At 38.4% G+C, this 20,170-nt stretch carries 18 protein-coding genes and 1 pseudogene; 14 read left to right on the top strand and 5 right to left on the bottom strand.

From position 1 onward, the window contains the following. The first annotated feature begins 5 nt into the window (after positions 1-5). The 9 genes from nuoG (at position 6) to upp (ending at position 10,818) form a co-directional block, all read left to right on the top strand. A complete protein-coding gene (nuoG, locus tag OZX61_RS09270) occupies positions 6-2,696 on the top strand; it encodes an NADH-quinone oxidoreductase subunit NuoG (RefSeq protein WP_277094626.1) in 2,691 nt (896 codons plus the stop codon). Further along, positions 2,693-3,709, top strand: coding sequence for an NADH-quinone oxidoreductase subunit NuoH (nuoH, locus tag OZX61_RS09265; RefSeq protein ID WP_237414663.1), 1,017 nt, complete (start codon positions 2,693-2,695; stop codon positions 3,707-3,709). The genes nuoG and nuoH overlap by 4 nt, the downstream gene beginning before the upstream one ends. Before the next feature lie 20 nt (positions 3,710-3,729). Next, on the top strand, positions 3,730-4,272 hold the full coding sequence (gene nuoI / locus OZX61_RS09260) for an NADH-quinone oxidoreductase subunit NuoI (protein ID WP_023272727.1): 543 nt from the start codon (positions 3,730-3,732) through the stop codon (positions 4,270-4,272). Further along, positions 4,269-4,796, top strand: coding sequence for an NADH-quinone oxidoreductase subunit J (gene nuoJ, locus OZX61_RS09255; RefSeq protein WP_237411394.1), 528 nt, complete (start codon positions 4,269-4,271; stop codon positions 4,794-4,796). Before nuoI ends, nuoJ begins: the two co-directional genes overlap by 4 nt. Continuing rightward, on the top strand, positions 4,789-5,097 hold the full coding sequence (nuoK, locus tag OZX61_RS09250) for an NADH-quinone oxidoreductase subunit NuoK (protein ID WP_195771057.1): 309 nt from the start codon (positions 4,789-4,791) through the stop codon (positions 5,095-5,097). Before nuoJ ends, nuoK begins: the two co-directional genes overlap by 8 nt. After that, positions 5,094-6,989: an NADH-quinone oxidoreductase subunit L gene (nuoL, locus tag OZX61_RS09245; RefSeq protein WP_277094625.1), complete on the top strand. Its 1,896-nt coding sequence runs from the start codon at positions 5,094-5,096 to the stop codon at positions 6,987-6,989. Before nuoK ends, nuoL begins: the two co-directional genes overlap by 4 nt. 1 nt (position 6,990) lies before the next feature. Further along, positions 6,991-8,592 carry an NADH-quinone oxidoreductase subunit M gene (gene nuoM / locus OZX61_RS09240; RefSeq protein WP_277094624.1) on the top strand — a complete coding sequence of 534 codons (1,602 nt, stop codon included), beginning with the start codon at positions 6,991-6,993 and terminating at the stop codon, positions 8,590-8,592. Further along, positions 8,592-10,076, top strand: a complete 1,485-nt coding sequence (gene nuoN / locus OZX61_RS09235; protein ID WP_277094623.1) for an NADH-quinone oxidoreductase subunit NuoN — start codon at positions 8,592-8,594, stop codon at positions 10,074-10,076. Before nuoM ends, nuoN begins: the two co-directional genes overlap by 1 nt. Positions 10,077-10,182: 106 nt before the next feature. Then, positions 10,183-10,818, top strand: coding sequence for a uracil phosphoribosyltransferase (gene upp, locus OZX61_RS09230; protein WP_277094622.1), 636 nt, complete (start codon positions 10,183-10,185; stop codon positions 10,816-10,818). Between the two features lie 48 nt (positions 10,819-10,866). Here upp and gigC read toward each other — a convergent pair whose 3' ends face one another. Then, positions 10,867-11,763 carry a LysR family transcriptional regulator GigC gene (gigC, locus tag OZX61_RS09225; RefSeq protein WP_195771062.1) on the bottom strand — a complete coding sequence of 299 codons (897 nt, stop codon included), beginning with the start codon at positions 11,761-11,763 and terminating at the stop codon, positions 10,867-10,869. Positions 11,764-11,845: 82 nt separating this feature from the next. Here gigC and OZX61_RS09220 point away from each other — a divergent pair, with 82 nt between their 5' ends. Continuing rightward, a complete protein-coding gene (locus tag OZX61_RS09220) occupies positions 11,846-12,607 on the top strand; it encodes a ferredoxin--NADP reductase (protein WP_277095653.1) in 762 nt (253 codons plus the stop codon). A 6-nt stretch (positions 12,608-12,613) separates the two neighbouring features. Beyond that, entirely contained in the window at positions 12,614-12,994 is a 381-nt protein-coding gene (locus tag OZX61_RS09215; RefSeq protein ID WP_277094621.1) for a hemin receptor, read from the top strand. Between the two features lie 13 nt (positions 12,995-13,007). Here OZX61_RS09215 and OZX61_RS09210 read toward each other — a convergent pair whose 3' ends face one another. Beyond that, positions 13,008-13,430, bottom strand: a complete 423-nt coding sequence (locus OZX61_RS09210; protein ID WP_237411389.1) for a hypothetical protein — start codon at positions 13,428-13,430, stop codon at positions 13,008-13,010. A 273-nt stretch (positions 13,431-13,703) separates the two neighbouring features. Here OZX61_RS09210 and OZX61_RS09205 point away from each other — a divergent pair, with 273 nt between their 5' ends. From OZX61_RS09205 to OZX61_RS12930, 3 genes and pseudogenes are all read left to right on the top strand, one after another. Next, the gene (locus OZX61_RS09205; RefSeq protein WP_277094620.1) at positions 13,704-13,898 is read left to right on the top strand and encodes a hypothetical protein; all 195 of its coding nucleotides are present in this window, start codon (positions 13,704-13,706) and stop codon (positions 13,896-13,898) included. A 1,066-nt stretch (positions 13,899-14,964) separates the two neighbouring features. Then, positions 14,965-16,527: a mechanosensitive ion channel gene (locus tag OZX61_RS09200; RefSeq protein WP_195771066.1), complete on the top strand. Its 1,563-nt coding sequence runs from the start codon at positions 14,965-14,967 to the stop codon at positions 16,525-16,527. 76 nt (positions 16,528-16,603) lie between these two features. Continuing rightward, positions 16,604-16,708: pseudogene (locus OZX61_RS12930) on the top strand (hypothetical protein); the annotation flags it as partial. 180 nt (positions 16,709-16,888) lie between these two features. Here the strand turns inward: OZX61_RS12930 and OZX61_RS09190 are convergent. The 3 genes from OZX61_RS09190 to OZX61_RS09180 are packed head-to-tail and all read right to left on the bottom strand — an operon-like array spanning position 16,889 to position 20,116. Beyond that, complete coding sequence (locus OZX61_RS09190; RefSeq protein WP_277094619.1) at positions 16,889-18,088, bottom strand: NAD(P)/FAD-dependent oxidoreductase; 1,200 nt, start codon at positions 18,086-18,088, stop codon at positions 16,889-16,891. A gap of 57 nt (positions 18,089-18,145) precedes the next feature. Continuing rightward, a complete protein-coding gene (locus OZX61_RS09185) occupies positions 18,146-19,021 on the bottom strand; it encodes a pyridoxal-phosphate dependent enzyme (RefSeq protein ID WP_277094618.1) in 876 nt (291 codons plus the stop codon). 6 nt (positions 19,022-19,027) lie between these two features. Next, positions 19,028-20,116: an HlyD family secretion protein gene (locus tag OZX61_RS09180; RefSeq protein ID WP_228284794.1), complete on the bottom strand. Its 1,089-nt coding sequence runs from the start codon at positions 20,114-20,116 to the stop codon at positions 19,028-19,030. Between the last annotated feature and the right edge of the window lie 54 nt (positions 20,117-20,170).

Genomic DNA, 20,170 nt, shown 5'->3' with positions numbered 1-20,170 from the left:
CGACTATGGCTACAATACATGTCGATGGAAAACAGTATGAGGTCAATGGGTCAGAGAACCTATTGCAAGCATGTCTATCTTTAGGAATAGACATCCCGTATTTTTGTTGGCATCCATCTTTAGGTTCCGTGGGTTCTTGTCGTCAATGTGCTGTGAAGCAATATGCAAACCCAGAGGATACACGTGGGCGTTTGGTGATGTCATGTATGACACCTGCGTCTGACAATACATTTATTTCAATTGAAGACAAAGAAGCCACCGACTTTCGTGAGTCTGTGGTTGAGTTTTTAATGACAAACCATCCACATGACTGTCCTGTCTGTGAAGAAGGTGGTCACTGTCATTTACAAGATATGACAGTGATGACGGGGCATGATCGCCGTCGTTATCGCTTTACTAAACGTACTCATTACAACCAAGAGTTGGGTTCATTTATTGCGCATGAGATGAATCGCTGTATCGCATGTTACCGTTGTGTTCGTTATTACAAAGACTATGCAGGTGGTACAGATTTTGGTGTGTATGCCAATGCATCTCGTGTGTATTTTGGACGTCCTGAGTCAGGTACGCTTGAAAGTGAATTTTCAGGTAACTTAACTGAAGTGTGTCCAACGGGTGTATTTACCGATAAGACACATTCTGCACGTTATAACCGTAAGTGGGACATGCAGTATGCACCAAGTGTTTGTCATGGTTGCTCATCGGGTTGTAATATTTCTCCGGGCGAACGTTATGGCGAATTACGCCGTATAGAAAACCGTTTCAATGGTGAAGTGAATCAATATTTCCTATGTGATAAAGGTCGTTTTGGTGCAGGCTATGTCAATTTAGACAGTCGTCCTCGTCAGCCACAATTTAGAAATAAACATGAAGTTTCTAGCGTTTCAGTAGATGAAGCGCTTGATGCAGTGATTGCAACGTTGAAAGGTAAAAAAGTACTCGGTATTGGTTCACCTCGTGCGAGCTTAGAGTCTAACTTTGCGCTGCGTGAGTTGGTGGGTACATCATCCTACTCGACAGGAATGAGCCAAAAAGAGCAATCTCTTGTAGAGTTGGCTGTTTCTATTTTACAAAGTGAAGGAATTTATAACCCGAATCTACGTGAAATTGAAAGCTATGATGCGGTTGTCATTTTAGGTGAAGATCTAACGCAAACTGCACCACGTATGGCACTTTCGGTACGTCAAGCAGCAAAAAACAAAGCCAAAGAAATGGCTGCAAAAACACGTACACCTGCATGGCTTGCGGAGCCTGTTTTGCGTATTGGTCAAGATGAAAAATCTCCAATTTATATTTTGGCAGCAACACAAACACGCCTTGCTGATGTAGCAACGGCTGAAGTTGTCGCATCGCCAAATGATATTGCGCGTTTAGGTTTTGGTATCGCATCTGTGCTAAAAGGTGAGCATGTTGTTGGTCTAGATGATGATGCTAAAGCGTTTGCTGAAAGTATTGCTGATACGCTAAAAACCGCAAAAAAACCGCTTATTATTGCAGGTACAAGTTTACAAGATGCTTCAATTATGGAAGCGGCGGCTGAGCTTGTACAATCCTTAGATGATAATGCAGGTTTGAGTTTAGTTGTGCCTGAAGTGAACTCGATGGGTGTGGCACTGTTAGATGGTTTAAGTCTCGAACAAGCGCTTAGTCAGTCCTACGATGCGTTGGTTATTGTTGAAAATGACTTATATAGACATTTACCAAATGCACAAGTTCAAACGGCTTTTGAGAAAGCTGAACAAATTATCGTGCTTGATCATAGTGAAACGGCAACACTTCAACAGGCCAATATTGTGCTTTCTGCAGCGAGCTTTGCAGAGGGTGATGGTACGGTTGTTAGTCAAGAAGGGCGTGCACAACGTTTTTATCAAGTCTATGATCCGAGTTACTACAAACCTGAATATGCCATTAAAGAATCTTGGCGTTGGTTGCATGCAATTCAAACGGGATTGCGTGGTCAGTCAGTGTCATGGACTGTTTTAGATGATGTGATTGAACATATTGTGAAACAAGTGCCAACGCTTGAAGCAATTCAAGATGTTGCACCAAATGCAGGTTATCGTGTTCATGGTTTAAAAGTGGCACGTGAACCAAGACGTTATTCAGGTCGTACTGCTATGCGTGCGCCAATTTCGGTACATGAGCCAAAACAGCCTGTAGATTTAGACTCTGCACTTACATTCTCTATGGAAGGCTATGTGGGGCCACAAGATGCATCATCACTTGTGCCGTTTGCATGGGCACCGGGTTGGAACTCACCACAATCTTGGAATAAATATCAGGATGAAGTGGGGGGACATCTCAAAGGGGGCGATTCAGGTATTCGACTTTTCGATCTTTTGCCAAAACGTCCTGCACGCCACTATGTAACACCAGTTGCGACCAGTCAACGTACAGACAGCTTCCATCTTATTCCAATGCATCATATTTTTGCATCAGGTGAATTCAGTATTAAAACACCTGCTATGCAGTCACGCATTCCAGAGGCAACTTTTGCTTTGGGCGAACACGATGCAAAACGTTTAAATATTCAAGACGGACAGCAAGTTACAATTCAAGTTGGTGAAAGCCGTATTTCTTTGCCTGTGCATATCATTGACTATTTGCCTGAAGGATATATTGGTTATCCAATTGGGCAAGCACCGACGGTTTCTTGGGCAGAGCCTGTAGCACTTTCGTTGGGAGCACACGCATGAACGAAAATTTACGTGTACTGCCACAGTGGGCAACGGACTGGCCTGTTGCATACAGTGTAATTCAAGCAATTGTTATTTTATTAGTTGTGGTGGTATGTGCAGCTTTACTGTCTTTTGTTGAACGCCGTTTGCTTGGGTTATGGCAAGACCGTTATGGGCCAAACCGTGTTGGGCCTTTTGGTTCGCTACAAATTGTGGCAGACATGCTTAAGATTATGTTCAAGGAAGACTGGACACCTAAATTTGTAGATAAACTGACGTTCCGACTCGCGCCTGCAGTCGCAATGGCAACGGCTGTTTTATCATTTATGATTATTCCAATCAGTCCTTATTTAGGGGCGGCCGATATGAATATTGGTTTGCTCTTTTTTATGGGAATGGCAGGAATAGCAGTCTATGCAGTACTGTTTGGTGGTTGGTCATCAAACAATAAATATGCACTATTAGGTGCACTACGTTCATCGGCACAAACCATCTCTTATGAAGTGTTCTTAGGTATTTCTTTAATGGGTGTGGTTGCGATTGCAGGCTCATTTAATTTAAGAGATATCGTCGAGTCACAGCGCGATATGTGGAACATTATTCCACAGTTCATTGGTTTTATGGTGTTTGTGGTGGCTGGTGTAGCAGTAACTCACCGTCATCCATTTGATCAACCTGAGGCAGAACAAGAGCTTTCTGAAGGCTACCATGTCGAATATGGTGGAATGAAGTGGGGCATGTTCTTCGTTGCCGAATACGTCAATATTATTGTGATATCAGCATTAATTGTGACGCTGTTTTTTGGTGGTTGGTTAGCGCCATTTAATCTTGATATACCGTTTATTCCAGCAGCGTTTTGGTTCATTCTCAAAACAGCATTTTTTGTCATGATGTTTATTCTTGCGCGCGGTTCATTGATGCGCCCACGCTATGACCAAGTCATGAATTTTGGTTGGAAAGTCTGTTTGCCACTTGCACTCGTTAACCTTTTGGTGACAGGTGCAGTCATTCTACTTAGACATTCAGCCTAAAACAGCAGGGAGAGCATTTAATGATTAAAATTCTAGCTGGTGTTGGCTCAATCGTGCGTTCGTTATGGATGGTCTTTAGCCATGCAACACGTAAGCGAGACACCATTTTATATCCTGACGTACCTGCAGAAGACATTGTTCCTCCGCGCTATCGTGGTCGTATTGTTTTGACTCGTGACCCCGATGGAGAGGAGCGCTGTGTGGCATGTAACCTCTGCGCAGTGGCATGTCCTGTCGGATGTATTTCATTACAAAAAGCAGAGAAAGAAGATGGACGTTGGTATCCTGAATTTTTCCGAATAAATTTTTCACGTTGTATCTTTTGTGGGATGTGTGAAGAGGCATGTCCAACTACGGCAATTCAGCTTACACCCGATTTTGAATTGGGTGAGTATGTGCGCCAAGACTTGGTTTATGAAAAAGAAAACTTACTGATTTCAGGGCCGGGCAAATACCCAGATTATAACTTTTATCGTGTAACGGGAATGGCTGTTGCAGGCAAAGATAAAGGTGAAGCACAAAAAGAATCTAAACCTGTAGATGTACGGAGTTTATTACCATGATTTGGCCATTTTATTTAATGGCAGTCGTGGCCATTGTTTCAACCATTCGCGTTGTTACGAATACGAACCCTGTACATGCTTTGCTTTGTCTGATTGTTTCTTTGCTTGCTGTTGCAGGTATTTTTATGATTGTGGGTGCACCGTTTGCAGGTGCTCTTGAAGTGATCGTGTATGCAGGCGCAATTATGGTACTTTTTGTCTTTGTGGTGATGATGCTGAATCTTGGACAGCATACCATGGAGCAAGAAAGAAAATGGTTGAGCTCCGATACATGGGCCATTCCTGCGTTAATGAGTTTTTTACTCGGTTTAACATTGGTGTGGATGCTTGGCAGTGATTACAACACAAAAAATGCTGTACTGGGTACAAGTTTAATCAGTGCTCAAGATGTAGGAAAAACACTGTTTACACAATATGTCTTACTGGTAGAAATTGCTGCAATGTTGCTATTGGCTGCATTGGTTGCTGCGTTTCATCTAGGTAAACGTGAACCAACTGAAGAACAGGAGCAAAGTAATGGGTAATATTCCTTTAGAACATGGCCTGATCGTTGCGACTATTCTTTTTGCATTAGGCTTTTATGGCGTGATGGTTCGCCGTAACTTCTTATTCATTTTGATGAGCTTAGAAATCATGATGAATGCTGCTGCTTTGGCCTTTGTTTTGGCAGGCAGTGTGTGGGGACAAGCAGATGGACAAGTCATGTTCATTTTTATACTGACGCTTGCTGCGGCAGAGGCATGTATTGGATTGGCACTTGTGCTTCAGTTCTATCACAGATTCCATCATTTAGATGTGGATGCAGCCAGTGAGATGCGCGGATGAATTTTCTATTTTTAACAGTACTATTTCCGCTCATTGGTTTTATTTTATTGTCCATTGGGCGTGACAAGCTCTCAGAAAATATAGCTGCAATTATTGGTGTAGGTTCAGTTGGTTTATCCGCTTTATTTGCTGCGATTGCGGGCATCAGTTTTGTAGGTAGTGGTCAACCTGTTTTTGTTCAGCATTTATGGACATGGTTCGATGTCAATGGATTTGCACCGGGCATTAACTTGCAGCTTGATGGCTTATCGTTACTTATGATGGGAATGATTACAGGTGTAGGTTTTCTCATTCATATCTTTGCATCATGGTATATGAGAGGCGATGAAGGCTACGCCCGTTTCTTCTCATATTTTAACCTGTTTGTTGCAAGCATGTTGGTATTGGTACTTGCAGATAATTTAGCGCTTTTATTCCTTGGTTGGGAGGGCGTGGGGTTATGCTCGTATCTACTTATTGGTTTTTACTATGCTAACCCTTCTAATGGGTGGGCTGCCATTAAAGCATTTACCGTAACACGTGTCGGTGATGTGTTTTTATTAATCGCACTCTTTTTGTTGTATCAACAATTTGGCACATTGCATATTCAAACGATTGTAACGCATGCGTATGAAGTGTTTGCAGGTCAGCATAATTTAGCTTTTTGGACAGCACTCATGTTGTTCTTAGGTGCTGCAGGTAAATCTGCACAAATTCCACTGCAAACATGGCTTGCAGATGCAATGGCAGGGCCAACGCCAGTTTCGGCGTTAATTCACGCTGCAACAATGGTAACAGCAGGGGTTTATCTCACTTGCCGTACACATACAGTATTTGAAATGGCACCTGAAGTGTTGCAGTTTATTTCTGTGACAGGTGCAGTCACTTTATTGGTTGCGGGCTTTGCTGCACTGGTACAAACAGACATTAAACGTATTTTGGCCTATTCGACCATGAGCCAGTTGGGCTATATGTTTATGGCTGTGGGTGCAGAAGCATATCAAGCAGGTTTATTTCATATGCTTGCCCATGCGTTCTTTAAAGCATTGTTATTCTTATCTTCAGGTGCGGTCATTTTAGCCTGTCACCACGAGCAAAACATTTTTAAAATGGGTGGTTTGTGGAAGAAGATTCCATTTGTATTTGCATGTTTTGTAATTGGTGGCGGTGCACTTGCTGCAATTCCATTTATTACGGTTGGTTTCTTCTCTAAAGATGCCATTTTAGGTGCAGTGTATGCACATGGTATGTTAAGCAATTTGCCTTTATACAATACATTGTATTGGATAGGTGTTGCAGGTGCATTCTTAACCTCCATTTATACGTTCCGTCTAATTTGGATTGTATTTTTTGGCAAAGAAAAAACCCATGCACATGCAATCCAAGGTGTGACATATTGGGCGCCGTTATCTATTTTATTTGTACTGTCTACGTTTGTTGGTGGCTTTTTAAAAACACCTGTTGCCAATCTATTAACGTCTGCAAGTATTCCTCAATTTTTAATGCCAGAACAGGTTGAAAGCGCTGTTCATTCTGCTGAGTACACCGCTGTGATTATTGCCTTAATTGGCTTGGCAGTGGGTGTCGGTTTATTTGTATTTGCGTATGGTGCTGTCAAATCATTTGCTAAAACTTGGTTCGGTGCAGGTCTTGTACATATCTTAGAAAATGCATTTGGTTTCGATGCGTTATACAACATTGTATTTGTGAAGCCATATTTGTTATTCGCCAAACTATTTGGACATGACCCAATCGATCGTTTATGGCTCGTGTTGCCTGCAATTGTAAAAGCAGGAAGTGGTTTTACAAGTTCACGTCAAACAGGATCGTTGCGTGAATATGCATCTAGTATGTCATTCGGTGTGGTCGTTTTATTAATGATCTTAATTGCCGTACAGATTGTGGGGAAATAAAATGGAAAACAATTTAATTTTACCCGCACTAATTCTTGTACCTTTTGTAGCAGGTTTTTTGTGTTGGTGTGTCGATAAGGTCGATCAGCATCTGCCACGTTGGATTGCTATGATTGGGATGGTACTTACTTTTGTATTGACGTTATTGTTATGGAGTCAAGGCAATTACCATTTTCAACTGGGTTCAGTACAGCCTACCTTTGCTTCTGAATTTCAACTTCCATGGATTACTAGTCTAGGTATTAGTATTCATTTGGCTGTCGATGGCTTATCTTTAATGATGGTTGGATTGACTGCACTGTTAGGTATTTTGGCTGTTGGATGTTCTTGGGGAGAAATTCAAAAGAATGTAGGATTCTTTCACTTAAATCTGTTATGGAGTTTAGGTGGGGTAATAGGTGTATTTCTTGCCATCGACCTATTCTTATTTTTCTTCTTTTGGGAAATGATGCTTGTTCCAATTTATTTCCTCATTGCATTATGGGGACATAAAGGAGAGAAAGGAAAGTCACGTGTATATGCTGCAACAAAGTTCTTTATTTATACCCAAGTTTGCGGACTCATTATGCTCATTGGGATTTTAGGGCTTGTTGTTTGGGGTTATATCTTAACCAATGGCATGGTGAGTTTCGATTATAGTTTCCTCATGCAAGTTGCACATAACATACCACCAGAGTTCGCTTTTGGTTTTATGTTGTGTCTATTTATTGGCTTTGCTGTGAAACTACCAGTATTTCCTTTACATGGTTGGTTGCCGGATGCTCATGCTCAAGCACCAACGGCAGGTTCTGTAGATTTGGCCGGTATTCTCATTAAAACCGCAGCGTATGGTCTTTTACGCTTCGTTATTCCATTTTTTCCAACAGCATCGGCACAATTTGCCGATACCGCAATTGTATTTGGTTTAATTGGTGTTTTTTACGGTGCATGGTGTGCTTACCAACAAACTGATATGAAACGTTTGTTGGCATATACCTCAATCTCACACATGGGCTTTGTTATTCTTGCAGTCTATGCAGGAAGTGTTTTAAGTTATCAAGGTCTTATGATCATGATGTTGGCACATGGTTTATCGTCTGCGGCACTATTTATTATGTGTGGTCAAATTTACGAACGTCTACACACACGTGATTTACGTTTGATGGGCGGTATGCGCGGTCAATTCCGTTATTTACCATTCTTCCTCATGTTTTTTGTGACTGCATTGGTTGGTATTCCAGGATTAGGTAACTTTATTGGTGAGTTCCTTATTCTTATGGGTGCTTATGCAAAGTTTCCAAAGTTTACGATTATTGCAGCAGTCAGCCTTGTCTTTGCGGGCTTATATGGTCTGATTCTTATTCATAAAACTTTATTCGGTAAACCGAATGAAGCACAGCAAAAACATTATCCTCATCCACTGAAAGACTTAAGTGTACGCGAGATAAGCTTACTCATGATTTGTGTGGTTGGATTAGTATGGTTGGGATTATTTCCACAAACATTCTTAGATATTTCAAACTCTACAATGCATTGGTTAGCCAATAGTTATATTCCTGTGCACAACAGCGTTGAAGTCATGCAACAGGCAGCGACCCAACTTGACCATGTGGAGGTCCAATAATGAATTACTCTGCATTTATACCACTTGTGCCTGTATTTATTGTTGCAATAACTTCTGTGATTGTCATGATCATTACGGCCATTAAACGTAACCATCACTTAATTGCAACGGTGTCGGTCATTGGTTTGAATTTGGCTGGACTCTCTATCTTAATGACGATGTTTGGTGGTGGTTTTAAACCAGCAGACATTATGGGTATGTTTGTTGTCGATCCATTTACGATGCTGTATCAATTACTTATTCTAATTGCAGCATTGGCATGTTGTACGCTATCTCATGCATACATTGAAGGTTATAACAATAATAAAGAAGAGCTTTATATGCTCATGTTGTTATCTGTGATTGGTGCAATGCTTATGGTTGCCAGCAGTCACTATGCATCATTCTTTATTAGTCTAGAGCTGATGTCTGTACCTGTTTATGGGTTGGTTGCATATACACATGAACGTGAAAAATCACTTGAATCTGGAATTAAGTATTTAATTTTATCTGCAACTGCATCTGCAATGTTACTTATGGGTATGGCATATATTTATGCCTATACAGGAACATTATCTTTCTATAATGGGTTTCAGCAGTTACTACATTTAATTCAGGCAGGTAATCCAATGGTCATTCTTGGCATTGGCCTGATTATTTTTGCTGTTTCATTTAAGTTGTCTTTAGCGCCGTTTCATAAATGGACGCCTGATGTGTATCAAGGTGCACCTGCACCACTTGCTACATTTTTGGCAACCGTGGCTAAAGTAGGTACGATTGGTTTATTAATTAGATATTTATTGGCATCGGGTGCAATGATTGCATCAATTACCTTTATTTTATCAATTATTGCTGTACTTTCAATTTTAGCAGGGAATTTGCTTGCAGTACGTCAGTCTAATTTAAAGCGAATTTTGGCGTATTCATCGATTGCTCACTTTGGTTATTTATTGGTGGCATTTGTTAGCAAGAATTACTTTAGTTTAGACAGTCTAAATATGTATATGATTACTTATATACTGACCACCATTGGTGCTTTTGGTGTGGTCACACTTATGTCTAGTCCATATAGAGAAATGGGTGAGGCTGAAGGGTTATCTGCATATACAGGTCTCTTTTGGCGTCGACCAATTCTGACAGCAACACTTACAGTGATGATGTTGTCGTTGGCAGGTATTCCATTAACTGCGGGCTTTATTGGTAAGTTTATGCTTATTAAAGCGACCGTAGATGCAGGGCACTGGTTCTTAGCTGCCATGATTATTTTAGGCAGTGGTATTGGGTTATATTATTATTTACGTGTAACCGTTGTTATGTATATGACACCACCGAAATTGGTCAAGATTGATGCAGCACAACATTGGGGGCAAAAAGCAGGTGGGATTATGGTATTACTTTGTGCAATTTTAGTTTTGCTCATTGGTGTATATCCAGATCCTGTTTTGAAAATCTCAACTGCATCTCAAATCTTAGCACCTATTCAAACGGTATTATTTAATCATTAATACGATTATTTAATCACTTAAAAGCTCTCAGTGATGAGGGCTTTTTTATTTCTACTGAAAACTCGTTATACTATGTCTAATTTGAGCTATTTTTAGGGTGTTCCTCGTGCCAATCCAAGAAATTCGTCATCCACTGATTCGACATAAAATTGGCTTGTTACGCCGTGCAAATATCAGTACGAAAAACTTTCGTGAACTTTCACAAGAAGTCACCATGTTGCTGACGTATGAAGCAACACAAGATTTACTTGTGGTTGATCAGGAAATTGATGGTTGGGCAGGAAAAGTAACGACTCAGCGTATTGCAGGTAAAAAAATCACCGTTGTTCCAATTCTACGTGCAGGCATTGGTATGTTGGACGGTTTCTTAAACCTTATTCCGAGTGCAAAAGTGAGTGTACTTGGTTTAGAGCGTGATGAAGAAACACTAGAAGTACGTACTTACTATAAAAAGCTCGTACCAGATGTGGCAAATCGTATTGCTATGATTATTGATCCAATGCTAGCAACAGGAAACTCACTAATTGCTGCCATTGATGTCTTAAAAGAAAGTGGTTGTAAAGATATTCGAGTGATGGTGCTTGTTGCTGCACCTGAAGGTATTGCAAAAGTTGAAGCACATCACCCAGATGTACGTATTTTTACTGCTTCTGTAGATCAAGGTTTAAATGAGCAAGGTTATATTGTTCCGGGTCTTGGCGATGCAGGCGATAAGATTTTTGGTAGTGTTCAAAAAGACTAGGTACACGTGTTGAGCAAATAAAAAAGGCACTTATTGTGCCTTTTTTATTTACATTTCCAAAAAGCTTTGCGCCTCACAAAACTTCTTAAATGCTTTGAGTCCTGGACCCTGATATTTATGATGATGAATGAGCATATATAGGGGACGCTTTAACTCCCAAAAAGGAGTGCTTAGTTCGACCAATTGTCCAGTTTTTAACATGGGTTTGAGGGCAAGCTTAGAAATACAAGATAAACCTAAGCCACCTGCAATAATTTTTAAAATGGCTTCATTGTGTCCAAGCGTTAAACGAATATTTGCACTGTTTAAATCTTTTAAAATAGCTGTATTAAAAACATCGCGCGTTCCTGAACCTTCTTCACGCAAAATCCACTCAATATTTTCAAAATCTTTAATGGTCAGTGGACGATCTAATTGTGCAAGTGGATGGTCAGGAGAACAGCATACAGACAATTCATCATCACGCCAATGAATGGTATGTAGTTGTGGAAGGTGGCATGCGCCTTCAATAAGTGCAAGATCGAGTTGAAACTGACTGACTGCTTCAATCATTTGTCGGGTATTACCAACTTGAAGTTGTAAGTGAGCTTGAGGATGCTGACCTAAAAAACCTGCCATAAGATCTGGCATAAGATAGTCGCTAATGGTGAGTGTTGCACCTAAACGAAGATCTATACTTTGTAATTCACCTTTTGCAATCTGTTCAAAAGATTCACAACGGCCAAGAATTTCTAAGGCTTGAGGGAGTAAAAATCTTCCCAAATCATTGAGTTGTAGTCTTTTTCCAAGACGGTCGAATAGTGGTGCACCTAGACCGTCTTCTAGGTCAGCTAATGCCATACTTGCCGCACTTTGTGTCAATTTCACCGCATCACTTGCTTTAGTGACAGTTCCTTCTTGAGCTACGGCTACAAATACAGCCAATTGGCGTAAGGTCATGCGCATGGGTTGAAGCCTTAATTGTAAAAATATCAAAATTTCTAGGGTCATGCTAACATGGAGCTACATTTTCATGCACCTTGAAAACATGACTTCTGAAAAATTTAGTGTCGAAAAAGTTTTATCTGTACATCGCTGGGCAACCAATTTGTTTAGTTTTACCATGACGCGACCCGCTCATTTTAAATTTACAGCTGGGCAATTTGCACGTATTGGTATTGAAGTTGATGGCGACTTGGTTGTTCGAGCTTACTCAATTGTATCATCTCCTTACGCTGAAACTTTGGAGTTTTTTTCAATAGTTGTTCCAGATGGCGCCTTCACTTCGCATTTGAAAGATTTGCAAGTGAATGATGATTTATATTTAGAAAAAATTCCGTATGGTTTTCTAACTTTGGCACGTTATCAAACGCCTGCACCGCAGGACTTATGGCTTTTAGGTACAGGTACAGGACTTGCACCATTTTTATCGATGTTACAAGAGTTTGAAACTTGGCAAAATTACACAAATATTTATCTCGTTTATAGTGTACGTACACAAGATGAATTGGCATATGTAGAAAAAATTAAAGCAACGGCTGAAACCTTTGGCGAAGGGCATCAAGGCTTTAAATTCATTCCAATTATTACGCGAGATGAGTCGGCAGAGTTGCACCACCGATTGCCTATTCTTATTGAAAATGGTCAATTAGAAAAAGTAGCAGGACGTAGTTTTGATGCATCATCAAGCCATATTATGCTGTGTGGTAACCCTCAAATGGTAGAGGACACCAAGGAGGCACTAAAATCGCGTGGTTTAACCATGAATCGCCGTGGTGTGGGGAATATTGCTGTTGAAAATTATTGGTAAATAATAATGACGCATCCATCTTTAGGGCCACATGAAAGCAACGAACTAGAATTAATGCTACAAAATAAAAAAGAGCTCGCATTTTTTTATACAGGTAGTGAAATACCTGATGCGTTTAATCCATACCTTAAGACTGGGCGATTGCATTGTAAAACGATTAAGTACGATCGGTTTTTGCAAGGTTTAGATGGAGAGATGTATCAGGTGATTCATTACATTATTTCACAACAACCTGAGTCTAAAAGTGGACTGAGGTTGGCAGCAGTTTTAGCCGAAATTATGCAAAAAGGATTTTGTCCTGATTTAGAGCGAGAAGTCGGTCATTTACTTGGATATGATCATGAAGATATTGAATACTACATTCAACATTGTCAGAGCAGGAGATAAAGTCTCCCTTGTTTTAATGAACGAACATATCCATAAATGTACGAATTTCTAACAGTGCTGTATCTACGCTTGAGGTCAGCCAAGTCGGTTCAAAAAAGCCACTATAAAATTCGAGCCGATCTTGTGGGACAACGATGCGTATAGGACATTCTTCATCTACCAGTTTCCAAGGAATAATTGGTACATCCTGATCTATAAATGGTGCAACATCACGAATATCTACAATCATAGCTACAATACAGTCTGGATAAGGCATCACAGAAAATTCTTCTGTACGACGTCGAATGTACTCTAAATCTTGCCATTTTAGCTGATAAGTTTCCTTATGAAATTTAATCACACCAATTAAATGTTGATCACGTGTGTAATGCAGATAACACTCATGAGTGACATCAGTCGTTAAATCAAGGGAAACAGCTTGTAGCTTGTATGGCATATAAAATGATCAGATAAAAGTGAGCGCGTAATTATAACGTATTTCGCGCGAATGCTAAAACATTATGGAGTCATCTTTGATCCTAAAGAAGCATTAATATAGTTATATGTTTAATGTCATCAAATGCTAATTTTAATTATTCCGATAGAATAAAAAATTACTCTCCAACTAAGTGGTATGTAATATTTATTTAATATTTTTGAAAAAAAATCACATTTTATATTAAATTTGTGTCTTAATTTTGATTATTTATTGTATAAATAATTTTTTCTAATGATCAGTGATGTTTTTTCTCTTTTAGAAAGTTTGGGGTTTGGATATCAAACACGAGCGATTCACGCTCAATTCTCAAGTCTGCTACTTAGTCCACAACTTTTTATACAACGCATCGATGGTCACCATGAAGTGAATAAAGGCCTGAGTTGTGAACTCATTTTAATTGATTTGACTCTAGATAAAAAAACCTAATCGAGAAACTGCAGACCATCAGATTCAAGAACAATATATGTTACGTTGGTCATTCTAAACCATCCGTTATGATGAAAGAATACTATTTCTAACTCAGATAAAATGACCCTTGATGAATTGGAACAAGCATTTAAGAAAAATCGTATAGCCACCTTTCACAAAAATGAGGTTCTTTTTTGTTTTATCAATGAGTTGTTGTAATTGTTGTTTTTGTTCAGTAGAGAGACTGGTTTTTGTGGAAGGTACTCCCATCGTATCTGTAGTCATTCCAGATTGTACACAACCATTTAAGGCTATGCTTGAGAGCAAGAGAAGAGCGAGTTTTTTTGAATCATGGTCTGAAATGTCGGTAAATTAAAAAGTCATACATTAAACTTTAATTCAAATAAGATAATTATTTCACTTAATTTTAAATAATTGATATTTAGTTTGAACATAATATGAAGCCTATATATAGCATCGGAAGTAGGGAGATCTCTCACTAGATTTTTTAGAGTAGATATTTCTATAATAAATCAGTATTTAATACATACCAAAATATGATAGACATTAGGTAAGAGGTTTACATATCGAAAATCGTTAGAATCGTACCTATAACTTGAATCTCGTTATGTTAAAAGCCTATCTAAAAATAAGGGTAATTTTCTATAAAAAAGAGAAATTTGATATCTAAATTGGTTTTTTGGTATGTTTGATCTATATGTTATAAAACAAATATAGTCTAGCCCTATCTATTTAAAAAGTTTTTTTATACTTATTGTTATCAGTTTTTTGATTATGATTAGATATCTGTATACTTATAAGCAAGTCATAACGTTAAGGCAGGTTATATCTATAATAAAGTACGGATGATATGACCTTATAATACGTATAAAAGCAAAATAGTTGGATAGACACATATTTTTATTGTGACTCATATCTCAATTTATTAAAGAAATGATATTGTTTTTATAGTGTTACGGTTATAAGCTAATACGAAGAACGAATGCTAAAGAAATAATGCACTTTATTATTGATGTAAAGATGCTTATCTAAATGTGTAATAAAAACAAGAGGGTATAATAAGATGGATAACTATCTAAAGGGCATGCAAGGAGGATTTGACTTCCATTACTATTGGAGTCAGTTCCAACCAATATTAGGCGCAATCATAATTTTTATTATTGGTTGGATATTGGCACTTGTTATTGCTGCTGGCGTAAAAAAAGCACTAAATGCAATTGATACAAATAAACGTTTGTCTACTGCAACGGGTCAAACACCTGAGTCAGATTATGAAGGGCTCATTTCAAAATTTGTTTTTTGGTTTGTCCTAATTATTGCAGTTGTTGCCTCATTTAATGTTCTAAATATCAATAGTGTAAGTGGTCCGTTTAGTGCCATGGTTACACAAGTATTGGTGTTTATTCCAAATCTCATTTCAGCAGCCGTTATTGGCGTGATCGGTTGGGTTGTTGCGCGTTTAGCAAGAGCAGGGTTAACAAACTTACTAGCAAGAACTGAACTTGATGAAAAATTGAGTGGAGATGTTGGTGTACAGCCAGTTAGCCAAAATATTGCAGATATTGTTTATTGGTTAATTTTATTACTATTTTTACCAATTATTTTATCTATTTTAGGCTTAACAGGTTTACTTGTACCTGTACAAAACATGGTAAATGAGGCAGTTGGTTTCTTACCAAATATCTTCATTGCTGGTGTAATTATCTTTGTTGGTTACATTCTTGCAAAAATCGTACGTGGCATTATTGAAGGTTTAATTAATAGCTTTGGCTTACAAGCACAAGTTGAAAAATTTGGCCTATTTAAAAATACGGGTATTGCAAAAGTTTTAGGTTCTTTTGTTTCAGCACTAATTATGATCACATCATTAATTATTGCATTCGAAGCTCTAGGAATTCAGGCAATTTCTGAACCTGCAACAGCAATGCTTAACCAAATCATGTCTGCGATTCCAAATATTATTGCAGCAGGTTTAATTCTTGTTATTGCTTATATTGTATCGCGTTTTGTTGCGAACCTTGTAAAAGACGTTATTTCTGGTACAGGTGTAGATGATATTCCTGCGAAAGTTGATGTTCAACGTTTCATGGGAACAACAAAAGTTTCAGGTATTGTTGCATCTTTAATTGTATTTTTCACAATGTTGTTTGCGGTTTCTGAAGCAGCAAACCGTCTAGGATTCGATCAAGTAAGCCACTTAATTTCAATGTTTATTGAATTTGGTGCGAATATTTTACTTGGTGCCGTTATTCTGGTTATTGGTTTCTGGCTTGCAAATGTTGTTGCAAACATTGTTCAACGTGGTGAATATAAGAGTTCACGTTGGTTAGGCTGCTTAGTTCGTGTGTTAATCATGGGCTTAGTGCTTGCAATGGGCTTACGTGCAATGGGTATTGCAGATTCAATCGTAAACCTTGCATTTGGTCTAACACTCGGTGCTGTTGCTGTTGCATTTGCACTAGCGTTTGGTTTAGGTGGCCGTCAGCCTGCAGAGCGTCTTCTTACAGATCTTATGGATAAAGCAAAATCTGAAGGTTGTGCTTTAGACAAAAAATCTGAAGATACTTCTTCTACACCAAAGTTGAATGAGACAAACCCAACTAACGAACGTCCAAATGGCGAATAAGCAATAATGGATAAGTAGTTCTTAAAAGTTCGATCATCGTATGATGATCGAACTTTTTAATCACTAGGAGAAAATGATGAGCCGTGAAAATAAAAAACCTGGTCGTTTTTTTGGACCTTTAGTTATCACTGGTATTACTGCTGGTGTGTTGTATTCGGCATATAAAGCGATTTTTAAAAAGCCCGAATATGAAACAACATATACAGAAAATGATGACTTTACGACGACAGAGCCGAAAAGTGTTTTACATCATAAAGATGATGAAAAAACCAAAAATGTGTCTGAAGAAGAGGAAAAAACTGAATCAGAAGACACACATGAGCCTAAAAAAGATCAAAATAATGAACCAAAGAATGGTTAATTATACATATTCTGCAGCGGCAGCTGCAGATGCCCATGCCCATTGAAAGTTAAAACCACCTAAATGGCCTGTCACATCTAAAATTTCCCCAATAAAAAATAAACCTTTAACTTTATTACTTTCCATTGTTTTAGATGACACTTCTTTTGTATCTACACCTCCCAAAGTGACTTCCGCAGTTCGATATCCCTCCGTACCCGATGGTTTCACAGAAAATGCATGAAGCTGTTTTGCAATTTCATTTAACCTTTGGTCGCTTATTTCGCCAATCGAAGTTTCTGATTCTTGTGCCCAAAACAGTTGTTGAAACTCTTGAATAATACTTTTTGTGGTATATGAACTTAATATAGTTCTTAATAACACTTTAGGTTGTTCTCTTTTTTTCTCTTGAAATAGCTGCAATACATCAAGCGTCGGAAAGAAATTAATCGTAAGTGGTTCACCATGTTTCCAATAATTAGAAATTTGTAATGCGCTTGGCCCACTTAAACCACGATGGGTAAATAGTAATGCTTCGGTAAATGATCTCAGAGAGTGAGATAACGTGACATCTAATGCATTTCCACTTAAACGAATGGCAACATCTTTGATGTAGTCTGAAAAAGTAAATGGAACAAGGCCTGCGCGCGTTGGATAAATATGGTGTCCAAATTGTTTTGCAATTTCATAACCAATACCTGAACCGCCTAAGGTTGGAATAGATAAGCCCCCACTTGCAACGACGAAAGATTCACAGAAGAAATGTCCATGATTGGATGTGACCTCAAATGAAAGATCATCACGCTGATGAACTTCTGTGACTTCATGATCTGTTTCAATCGTGACATGCTGGGTTTTAGCACACTCATCTAGTAGTAAGTTGAGAATGTGCTTAGAGCCTTTTGTTGTGAAAAGTTGACCATGTTTTCTTTCCTCATATTCAACTTGATAGTCAGATACAAGTCCAATGAAATCCCATTGTGTGTAACGAGAAAGGGCAGACTTTACAAAATGAGGATTATGGCTGATATAGTTATCTGGTTCGACATAGAGGTTGGTAAAATTACATTTTCCACCGCCAGACATTAATATTTTTTTACCTACTTTGTTGGCTTTTTCTAATACAAGTACAGAACGACCACGACGACCCGCATGTGCTGCAAGCATGAGTCCTGCTGCTCCTGCACCTAAAACAATTACATCAAATGTTTGTTGTGTCATGACCTTCTGCCGTTAATGAAAAGCGCTGAATTATACGTGATTTCGAATAAACTGTCGTTACATCAAACTCGATTTTCCTTGCAAGCCACCTGTATGAATAAGTAAGATTTTTGTACCTTGCGGGAAAATGGATTGATTAATTAAGTCAAAAATTCCATAACACATTTTTCCTGTATATATCGGTTCTAAAGGCATACCGTATGCTGTTTCAAACCATTTTATAAAACTGATTAGTTCAGGTGAGGTTTTTGCATAACCACCGAAACAATACTCATCTGTAATATGCCAATGTGTTTTGGTTGTCAATTTTTTGAGGTCTTTTGCAAGGAAGTCTCCTTTCAATGCTGAAAAACCCAATATTTTACATGAGGGAGGTGTTGACTGAATTAAACCTAATAATGTTCCACCTGTACCTACAGCGCAACAAATGATATCGTATTGACTCGTTTCAGATGGTTTAAGAATTTCTTTACATCCTTCAATAGCGAAAGCATTGGTTCCACCTTCAGGAATAATATAAATATTGGGATATTGTGCTTTTAATTGTTCTAAGTAATTGTATTGATCACGCATTTTATATTCGCTTCGAGACACAAATGAAAGTTGCATCTGACATGCATCATGCGCAAAGCTGAGAGTATGGTTTAAAGGTTGGTTAGCAAGTTCTTCGCCACGAATAATACCAATACTCTTAAAATTATAATATTTTGCTGCATATGCAGTAGCAGCAATATGATTAGAATATGCGCCCCCAAAAGTAAGAATCTGTGAATATCCTTGTTGTTTTGCTTCTATTAAATTGTATTTGAGTTTATAAAATTTATTGCCTGAAATATAAGGATGGATTTGATCAAGGCGTTTTATATCAACATGTACACCATTTTTAATGGTGACATGTTCAATAGGTGTATAATTTTTAATGTCTTGGAACATAGGGCATTATTTGGCTGAATTTGTATCTACTGAAGTTTCGACAGACATTCCTGGACTTAAACGAGAAAGATCTTGTTGATTGTCATCAATACTAATACGTACAGGAATACGTTGCACGACTTTTGTAAAATTGCCTGTCGCATTATCTGCTTTAAGTACACTAAATTCTGAGCCAGCAGCAGGTGAAATCTGTTCAACGTGGCCTGTGAATTTCTGGTGGTTAAGTGCATCTACAGTAAAAGATGCTTTTTGTCCGATTTTAATACCATCCATTTGTGTTTCTTTAAAGTTTGCAATAATCCAACGTTTAGGAGGAATTAGAAAAAGTAGTTGTGTGCCAGCAGCGACATATTGTCCAAGACGTGGGGTTACTTCACCAAGTTGACCATCCATAGGCGCTGTAATAATAGCGTAATTTTTAGTGATTTGTGCCTGATCTAATGCTGCTTGGCTATTTTTAATTTGTGCATCTAAACCAATTTGTGCAACTTGAGCCGTTTTCAGTGCTTCGTTAGAAACATCTAAATTGGCTTGGGCTTGTTGCAATAAAGCCAAATTATTTTTCACTGACGCATTTGTAGAGTCGAACTCTGTTTTAGAGATTGCACCTGTATTTTGTAACTCTCGATAACGACGTAATTGCTGTAAAGAAAGTTGGTATTGTGCATCTGCTTGCGCAATTTTTGCTTTTGCTGCAAGAATATCTGCTTTGCGTTGCTCAATGGTTTGATTCTGATTTCTAGATGAATTTTTGGCTTGATCAACGGTTGCTTGAGCTTGAATAACTTGTTGGTCGTAACGATCAGGATTAATTTTAATAAGTGGCTGTCCTTTTTTTACATGATCGAAATCATTAACAAGTACTTCTTGAATATATCCATTAATTTGCGACGACAGTACTGTTGTTTTACCTTTAATATAGCTATTGTCTGTTTGCTGAATTGGACTGTTAAAAGGCCCAAGTCGCCATGCCCATAAAATTGCAGCAATACCAATTAATAAAACAAAAAACATTAATATGAGCGTCGATTTCTTCGTTTTAATGAGCTTTCCAACACGAGGAATAGATTTAATTTGTATATTGGCATCATCCATTTTTTTTGTATTTTTTGATTCAGTATCGTTGGTATTACTCATGTTTTTTACTCA

Origin of the sequence: Acinetobacter sp. ESL0695 (assembly GCF_029392135.1) — a bacterium.
In the GTDB taxonomy this organism is placed as follows: domain Bacteria; phylum Pseudomonadota; class Gammaproteobacteria; order Pseudomonadales; family Moraxellaceae; genus Acinetobacter; species Acinetobacter pollinis.
The sequence above is the reverse complement of the archived record's forward strand: the minus strand, read 5'-3'. Positions and strand labels throughout refer to the sequence as shown.

What these genes read in the sequence shown, in the direction of transcription:
- nuoG (WP_277094626.1), top strand. Translation starts at nt 6, where the DNA reads ATGGCTACAATACATGTCGATGGAAAACAGTATGAGGTCAATGGGTCA.
- nuoH (WP_237414663.1), top strand. Translation starts at nt 2,693, where the DNA reads ATGAACGAAAATTTACGTGTACTGCCACAGTGGGCAACGGACTGGCCT.
- nuoI (WP_023272727.1), top strand. Translation starts at nt 3,730, where the DNA reads ATGATTAAAATTCTAGCTGGTGTTGGCTCAATCGTGCGTTCGTTATGG.
- nuoJ (WP_237411394.1), top strand. Translation starts at nt 4,269, where the DNA reads ATGATTTGGCCATTTTATTTAATGGCAGTCGTGGCCATTGTTTCAACC.
- nuoK (WP_195771057.1), top strand. Translation starts at nt 4,789, where the DNA reads ATGGGTAATATTCCTTTAGAACATGGCCTGATCGTTGCGACTATTCTT.
- nuoL (WP_277094625.1), top strand. Translation starts at nt 5,094, where the DNA reads ATGAATTTTCTATTTTTAACAGTACTATTTCCGCTCATTGGTTTTATT.
- nuoM (WP_277094624.1), top strand. Translation starts at nt 6,991, where the DNA reads ATGGAAAACAATTTAATTTTACCCGCACTAATTCTTGTACCTTTTGTA.
- nuoN (WP_277094623.1), top strand. Translation starts at nt 8,592, where the DNA reads ATGAATTACTCTGCATTTATACCACTTGTGCCTGTATTTATTGTTGCA.
- gigC (WP_195771062.1), bottom strand. Translation starts at nt 11,763, where the DNA reads ATGCGCATGACCTTACGCCAATTGGCTGTATTTGTAGCCGTAGCTCAA.
- OZX61_RS09220 (WP_277095653.1), top strand. Translation starts at nt 11,846, where the DNA reads ATGACTTCTGAAAAATTTAGTGTCGAAAAAGTTTTATCTGTACATCGC.
- OZX61_RS09215 (WP_277094621.1), top strand. Translation starts at nt 12,614, where the DNA reads ATGACGCATCCATCTTTAGGGCCACATGAAAGCAACGAACTAGAATTA.
- OZX61_RS09210 (WP_237411389.1), bottom strand. Translation starts at nt 13,430, where the DNA reads ATGCCATACAAGCTACAAGCTGTTTCCCTTGATTTAACGACTGATGTC.
- OZX61_RS09205 (WP_277094620.1), top strand. Translation starts at nt 13,704, where the DNA reads ATGATCAGTGATGTTTTTTCTCTTTTAGAAAGTTTGGGGTTTGGATAT.
- OZX61_RS09200 (WP_195771066.1), top strand. Translation starts at nt 14,965, where the DNA reads ATGGATAACTATCTAAAGGGCATGCAAGGAGGATTTGACTTCCATTAC.
- OZX61_RS09190 (WP_277094619.1), bottom strand. Translation starts at nt 18,088, where the DNA reads ATGACACAACAAACATTTGATGTAATTGTTTTAGGTGCAGGAGCAGCA.
- OZX61_RS09185 (WP_277094618.1), bottom strand. Translation starts at nt 19,021, where the DNA reads ATGTTCCAAGACATTAAAAATTATACACCTATTGAACATGTCACCATT.
- OZX61_RS09180 (WP_228284794.1), bottom strand. Translation starts at nt 20,116, where the DNA reads ATGGATGATGCCAATATACAAATTAAATCTATTCCTCGTGTTGGAAAG.